This is a genomic window from Cobetia sp. LC6 (assembly GCF_030264805.1).
Lineage (GTDB): Bacteria > Pseudomonadota > Gammaproteobacteria > Pseudomonadales > Halomonadaceae > Cobetia.
Genome location: NZ_JASSPL010000004.1, coordinates 276276 through 283026 on the forward strand (window position 1 = coordinate 276276; position 6751 = coordinate 283026).

Genomic DNA, 6751 nt, shown 5'->3' on the forward strand with positions numbered 1-6751 from the left:
GTTTGGGCGCAGCGCAAGACACGATCGGACGTAACCGTTACCAGAATCATCCGGCCTGTTGACCGAGGAACCCGGCGACAGGCCGTGAAGGAGAAGCACCATGGCCCAGATGAAATTTTTGTGTGATGCAGAGCGCTGCATCGAGTGCAATGGCTGCGTGACAGCCTGCAAGAACGCCAACGAAACCGAGTGGGGCGTTCAGCGTCGCCGCGTGGTGACCCTGGATGACGGCAAGCCGAGTGAAGTCTCCATCTCGGTGGCGTGCATGCATTGCGATGACGCGCCGTGCATGGCGGTCTGCCCCACCGATTGCTTCTACAAGACCGATGACGGCATCGTCCTGCACGACAAGGACATCTGCATCGGTTGCGGCTACTGCCTGTACGCCTGCCCGTTCGGCGCCCCGCAGTTCCCGCAGCAAGGCGCCTTCGGCGAGCGCGGCAAGATGGACAAGTGCACCTTCTGTGCCGGCGGCCCGGCCGAGAGCCCGGAAGAAGAGTTCGAGAAGTACGGCGCCAACCGCATCAGCGAAGGCAAGCTGCCGCTGTGCGCCGAGATGTGCTCCACCAAGGCCCTGCTGGCCGGCGATGCCAAGACAGTCTCCGACATCTTCCGTCAACGTGTGGTCTACCGTGGCCATGAAGACGGCGCCTGGTCGCCGGTCGACAAGGCCAGTCATCCGGAAACCTCTGCCAATCTGACCACCAGCAGCGTTCAGCAGGCGGACCACCTGGCCTACGACGCAGCCCGCAAGGGGTAAGGAGGCGACATGCGCGCGCACTTTACAGCTTCACGGTTGACCGTGGTCGCCATGTTCCTGTGCCTGATGCTGGCCAGTCTCTGGCTGGCTCCTCAGGCACTGGCCGCGAACCCTGACGGCGAGATCGGTCAGGCGGTCGGCACGGTGGACGCCGATACCTGGCGGCAGGTCAAGAATGGGGGCAACTCCATCGACAGCCGTCATGATTCCAACTACAGCCTGATCAACCAGAGCGGCGAGACCTGGCGTCAGATCCGCAATCGCTGGATCTCGCCGGGTGGCTTGATCGCACTGGGTGGCATGCTGGCCGTGCTGGTGATCTTCTACCTGCTGGTAGGACGCAACAATCTGGACCACCCGCGTAGCGGCAAGCTGATGCTGCGCTGGACGGCGCTGGAGCGTGCCATGCACTGGACGCTGGCGACGCTGTTCCTGACGCTGGCCATTACCGGCATCAATCTGCTGTGGGGCAAGTTCGTGTTCCGCAATGTGTTCGGGGATGTGTTCTGGGCCAACATGATCATGGCGACCAAGGTGATCCACAACTATGTGGGCCCCCTGTTCTCGATCATGCTGATCCTAGTGCTGGCCAAGTGGCTGAAGCTCAATATTCCCAAGAAGCATGACCTTGACTGGTTCCGTCAGGGTGGCGGCATGATGAAGGGCAAGCATCCGGACGCCGGCTTCGCCAATGGCGGGGAAAAGGCCTGGTATTGGATTCTGGCGACGGTCGGCCTGGTGGTGATTGCCAGCGGACTGGTACTCGACTTCCCGATCTTCGGCCAGACGCGTGACAACATGCAGTGGGCCAATGTCTTCCACGGCATTGCCTCGCTGATGCTGATCGCGGTGTCCTTCGGCCACATCTATATCGGTACCGCGGGTACCGAGGGCGCCTTCGAGGGCATGAAGACCGGTTATGTCGATGAGACCTGGGCCAAGCAGCACCACAATCTGTGGTACGACGAGGTCAAGCAGGCCGAAGCGGCGGACCAGGCAGCAGATCCCGCCACGGCACCTGACGACAGCCTGGCACGTCAGCAACGTCCGAATTAGCGCGGCGTCAGACATCCGCTGGATGAGTGAAGAAACGCCCGGTCAGGTTCGCCTGCCGGGCGTTTTCGCTTGCCCGCGCTCGCTTTCTCCCTTGCCCGCGCAGACTCTTTCACGACTCTGCCACCCACTGGCACTCCACCGGCCAACCCGCCTGCCAAACCACAGGCGTGCAGCGCTGGTTCACAGCTCTGCATTAGTTGCGTAAAGTTTCAGATATCCCGCCTGGGCCCACCAGGCACCCCGACAGCATGAAGGCTGGCGCCAGCTGCGCCTTCTCAGGAGAATTCGATGAGCGACCCGACCCCTCAAGCCGTACAAGACCTGAGCCAACTGGACGACCAGACCCGCACCGAGCTGGAAGCGGCCGCGTTCCGTCGTCTGCTCAAGCATCTGGATGACAACAAGGATGTCCAGAACATCGATCTTATGATCCTCGCCGACTTCTGCCGCAATTGCCTGTCCAAGTGGCTGATGGCCGCTGGCGAGGAGCGCGGCGTGAGCTTCGATTACGACGCGGCGCGCGAGCATGTCTACGGCATGCCCTATTCCGAGTGGAAAACACATCACCAGGCCAAGGCGACCCCTGAGCAGCTGGCAGCGCTCGAGGCACGTCAACAAGGCAAGAAGGACTGATCATGAGCGGCAATGACGAACAGATCGGCCTCACCATCGCAGTATTGACCGTCTCCGATACACGCACCGCAGAGAATGACCGCTCCGGGGACGCACTGGTCGACAACCTGACGGCGGCTGGCCATACGCTTCATGAAAAGCGTATCGTGCCCGATGACGTCTACCAGCTGCGCGCCGTGGTCAGCGAGTGGATCGCGGACCCGGCCGTGCAGGTCATCCTGACGACGGGCGGCACAGGCTTCACCGGACGTGATTCCACGCCGGAAGCCATTCGCGTGCTGCTCGACAAGGAAATCCAGGGCTTCGGCGAACTCTTCCGTCAGCTTTCCCACCAGGAAGTCGGTAGCTCGACGATCCAGAGCCGCTGTCTTGGGGGGCTGGCCAACCGTACCGTGGTGTTCTGCCTGCCCGGCTCCACCGGCGCCTGCAAGACGGCCTGGAACGGCATCCTGAAGGAGCAGCTCGACAGCCGCCACCGCCCCTGCAACTTCGCCAACCTGGTGATCCCGGAGCGCGGAACCCATGCCCACTGACGCCAGTAAAGACCCGCATTCTCGCCCGTCGCCTTCCGCGGCGGCAGAATGTGGCTGCGACGCCGTGCCTGTCGGTGCCAAGGGGCTGGCGCCCCTGGCCAGTGCACTCGCCGCGCTCCGTGACAACTGTCCGCTGATGCCAGCCGAGCGCGTGGCAGTCAGTGACGCCGCAGGACGTGTGCTCGCCGAGGACGTGCATGCCGAGCTTGACGTGCCGCCTGCCGACAACTCCCAGATGGATGGCTACTGCGCCCGCGTGGCGGACATCGGTGACGGTGCCTGGCTGCCGATCAGTCAGCGTATCGCGGCAGGTCAGCCTGCCACGCCACTGGCCGTGGCGAGTTGCGCGCGCCTGTTCACCGGGGCGGAAATCCCCGACGGCGCCGACGTGGTGGTCATGCAGGAAGAGGTGACACTGCGTGAAGGCGAAGATGGCACCACTCTGGCCTGGCTGCCCGGGCCTCGCCCCCGCGGCGACAACATTCGCGTTCAAGGCCGGGATGTCAGCAAGGGCAATCGCTTGCTCGCGGCGGGCACGCGACTGGACGCTGCCGCGCTGGGCCTTCTGTGTGGCCAGGGGGCAAGTCACGTGATGGTGCGCCGTAAGGTACGAGTGGCCTTGTTCGCGACCGGCGATGAACTGATCGAACCCGGCCAGCCGCTCAAGCCCGGCCAGATCTACAACTCCAACCGCGTGATGCTCAGCCAGATGCTCAGCGACTTCGGAGCTGAGGTGGTGTTGGCACCGCTCAATGTGGCCGATACCTTCGAGGCCACTCGTGACGCCCTCGCTTCGGCGGCGCAACAGGCTGACCTGATCGTCACCTGCGGTGGGGTCAGCGTCGGTGAGGAAGACCACGTCCGTCCCGCCATCGAAGCGCTCGGCAGTCTGGATCTGTGGCGTCTGGCCATCAAACCGGGCAAACCGCTGGCGCTGGGGCGCATCACCAGCCCCCGGGGTAACGCGGTGCGTGTCGTGGGCCTCCCGGGCAATCCGGTCTCCAGCTGGGTCGGTGGCTGGTTGTTCCTTCGTCCGCTACTGGGCGAGATGACCGACTGCACGGCATTGCGCGAACTGAAACGTCTCACGGTACGCGCGGCCTTCTCAGCCGACACTGCCATTCGTCAGGATCATCTGCGCGTCACCCTGTCGCCCGGCAGTGATGGACAGCTTGAGGCACATGCCTTCCCGGACCAGAACTCGGCGGTGCTTTCCTCCTGCGCCGGCGCTCAGGCACTGGCCGTGATTCCGCCCCATGCACAGATCAACCATGGTGACGACGTGGAATGCCTGTGGCTCGAGCGTTGACACCGCTCTCCACCATGTTTTGACAACTGTCTTTACTACTGACGCGATGACAGCCGCGAAGACTGACGCTGGAATGCGACGCCCTAGTGACACTCCAGCGTCATCTTGACCTCGCCCCTGAGTCCGGCACACTGACTGCCTTCATTCATCTGAGTTCTGACTGCCTTCGGCGGCTCAGGACACTGATCGGTTACGGACTCTTGAGCAAGGACAACTCAATGCCAGCCTCTTCCTCGTCGCCCCGCGCACTGTTACGCCCACTTGCCGTGGCTGTGCTGCTTGCCACCACCTCGTCATCCTTGCCGGCACTCGCCGATGACACTACTACGTCGCCCGCCCCGGGCACATCGGTCACTGAGTGGAGCTATGCGGATGAATCAGCGGACGGCACCAATGCCGGAGCCAATGGCCCCGAGCATTGGGGAGAGCTCACCCCGGGTTATGCTGAGTGCTCGGCCGGCAGCCAGCAGTCGCCGATCGACATCGATAGCCAGTCACGCACGCTGAATGAAGCGGGCCCGAACCTCGACTACCACTCGCCGCTGCTCGTCACGCGCGATACGGGCCACACCCTGCAGATCGAAGGGGCCAGCGGCAATACCATGTCGCTGGATGGCATCCAGTACACCCTGTCGCAGGTGCACCTGCATATTCCGTCAGAGCATGCCATCGACGGCAAGCGTGCCGCCATGGAAATCCATCTGGTGCATAGCACGCCGGAAGGCAAGCTGGCTGTGCTGGCCGTTCTGGTCGAGGAAGGACATGACAACCTGGCCCTAAGCCGCCTGTTGAGTCGCCTGCCTCAGCGCGGCCTCTCCGAGACCCTGACAAGCGGCCTGTCTGCCAACCTGCTGCTGCCACGCGAACATGCCGGCTGGCAGTACTCCGGCTCGCTTACCACCCCACCATGCTCTGAGCCCGTCACCTGGTTTGTCATGAAGACGCCGATCGAAGCCTCCCAGGCACAGATCGACGCCTACCGTGAATGGCAAGGCGGAGAGAATGCCCGCCCCATTCAGCGCTGATTGATACAAGGCACGCCACGGACGACAAAGGCGCCACCCTCACGGGTGGCGCCTTTTTTTTGCTTACTCGAAAACATATTTCATGCGTTTAAACAACGTATTCCAAACCTCAGCAGCCAACAGTTTATAAGCATACCTTAAATTAATATCATTTTTTGGCGCTAAATTAACCAGTTAGCTCTACTTAATCTTTAGTCGCACTGGCGATTAGAAAAACCATACTCAGCGCATGATCCAAATGCTTCTGCCAGGCGTTATTGAATTTGACACTCGGCTCCATAGCTTCCACTAAAGCAGTGGCTCACGGAGGTAACGAGACATTGAGTCATGAAAATTCACAGCCGAAAGAAAACAGATGCACGAATAAACTATACTCCAACGCAAGAGATTGACGCCTGAGTACTAGAAAAGTGATCCGAGCCATAATAACGTGTTGATTATTGATAATTAATAAGAAGTCGGGAAAGCATTCAAGAAGTCCATTGAGGATTCGCATATGCCAGTCTCTGCCAAGATCGCCCCCCATGGCCAACTCGCAAATCAGGAAGCTATCCTGCGCGAAGTCGACACTATCCCCCTCAATGAAGCATCGGATGTCAGTCTGAACCTTCACCCTCGCGATATCGAGGCGATGACCCGCCAGGGAGACAACCTGCTTGTCACCCTCGAAAACGGGGAACTGATCACGATCGAGAACTTCTACACAGACCCCACCGAGCTCAGCCATCTGTATCTGCAAGGCGATGAGTTCGCCGGTGAGCTCTTTCAGGTGGGTCTGGGTGAAGCTGGCGCTGGAGGGGCCGTACCCTTCACCAGTACCGCGACCTTGACGACGGCAGAGACGGCACTCACTACCGCAGCAGCAGGTGCGGGCACTGCGGGAGCAGAAGCTGCAACGGGCGCAGGCGCGGGGGCTGGCATCAGCACCGCTGGCCTCGTGGCAGGCGGCGTTGCCGTGGCCGCCGGTGTCGGCGTGGCCGCTGCCACTGGCGATGACAACTCCTCCTCGAATGAGGACACCACAGCGCCTGAGGCGCCTGTCCTCGACGAGACCAATGGCAACATCCTCACCGGCAGCAGTGAGCCCGGCGCCACTATCGAGGTCACCAATGCCGCCGGCGACAGCGTAGGAAGCTCCGTTGTCGATGCGGATGGCAACTTCTCGGTCGAGCTGTCCCCCACACAGGAAGCCGGCACCGAGCTGACCGCCACCGCGACCGATGCCGCTGGGAACGTGAGCGAAGCTTCCACCGCAGTTACCGTGCCGCAGGATGCTGACATCACGGCACCCAATACCCCGACCATCACCGCCGCGACGGATGATGTGGAAGCCATCACTGGTGCGCTCGAGGATGGCGACAGCACCAATGACGCGACGCCGACGCTGACCGGCAGCGCCGAAGCCGGCAGCACCGTCACCATCACCCACAACGGC

The 6751-nt window shown here is 61.7% G+C and carries 7 protein-coding genes; all 7 read left to right on the forward strand.

Features of this window, described 5'->3' with window-relative positions; translation table 11 throughout:
- Nucleotides 1-100 precede the first annotated feature (100 nt).
- Nucleotides 101-760 (forward strand): formate dehydrogenase FDH3 subunit beta, encoded by a 660-nt coding sequence (gene fdh3B, locus QQF40_RS07590; RefSeq protein ID WP_285460900.1) that lies wholly within the window; start codon nucleotides 101-103, stop codon nucleotides 758-760.
- A 9-nt stretch (nucleotides 761-769) separates the two neighbouring features.
- Entirely contained in the window at nucleotides 770-1816 is a 1047-nt protein-coding gene (locus QQF40_RS07595; protein WP_502871423.1) for a formate dehydrogenase subunit gamma, read from the forward strand.
- A gap of 288 nt (nucleotides 1817-2104) precedes the next feature.
- Nucleotides 2105-2449 carry a DUF1244 domain-containing protein gene (locus QQF40_RS07600; protein ID WP_285460901.1) on the forward strand — a complete coding sequence of 115 codons (345 nt, stop codon included), beginning with the start codon at nucleotides 2105-2107 and terminating at the stop codon, nucleotides 2447-2449.
- A gap of 2 nt (nucleotides 2450-2451) precedes the next feature.
- A complete protein-coding gene (gene moaB / locus QQF40_RS07605; RefSeq protein ID WP_043333541.1) occupies nucleotides 2452-2982 on the forward strand; it encodes a molybdenum cofactor biosynthesis protein B in 531 nt (176 codons plus the stop codon).
- The gene (locus QQF40_RS07610; RefSeq protein ID WP_285460902.1) at nucleotides 2972-4291 is read left to right on the forward strand and encodes a molybdopterin molybdotransferase MoeA; all 1320 of its coding nucleotides are present in this window, start codon (nucleotides 2972-2974) and stop codon (nucleotides 4289-4291) included. Before moaB ends, QQF40_RS07610 begins: the two co-directional genes overlap by 11 nt.
- A gap of 218 nt (nucleotides 4292-4509) precedes the next feature.
- Nucleotides 4510-5316 carry a carbonic anhydrase gene (locus QQF40_RS07615; RefSeq protein ID WP_285460903.1) on the forward strand — a complete coding sequence of 269 codons (807 nt, stop codon included), beginning with the start codon at nucleotides 4510-4512 and terminating at the stop codon, nucleotides 5314-5316.
- A gap of 496 nt (nucleotides 5317-5812) precedes the next feature.
- Nucleotides 5813-6751: Ig-like domain-containing protein (locus tag QQF40_RS07620; protein WP_285460904.1), on the forward strand; the 939-nt coding region annotated here is incomplete at its 3' end.

Excerpts from the sequence above, each read along its gene's own strand:
- moaB (WP_043333541.1), top strand. The coding sequence starts at position 2,452 with ATGAGCGGCAATGACGAACAGATCGGCCTCACCATCGCAGTATTGACC.
- QQF40_RS07610 (WP_285460902.1), top strand. The coding sequence starts at position 2,972 with ATGCCCACTGACGCCAGTAAAGACCCGCATTCTCGCCCGTCGCCTTCC.
- QQF40_RS07595 (WP_502871423.1), top strand. The coding sequence starts at position 770 with ATGCGCGCGCACTTTACAGCTTCACGGTTGACCGTGGTCGCCATGTTC.
- QQF40_RS07615 (WP_285460903.1), top strand. The coding sequence starts at position 4,510 with ATGCCAGCCTCTTCCTCGTCGCCCCGCGCACTGTTACGCCCACTTGCC.
- QQF40_RS07600 (WP_285460901.1), top strand. The coding sequence starts at position 2,105 with ATGAGCGACCCGACCCCTCAAGCCGTACAAGACCTGAGCCAACTGGAC.
- fdh3B (WP_285460900.1), top strand. The coding sequence starts at position 101 with ATGGCCCAGATGAAATTTTTGTGTGATGCAGAGCGCTGCATCGAGTGC.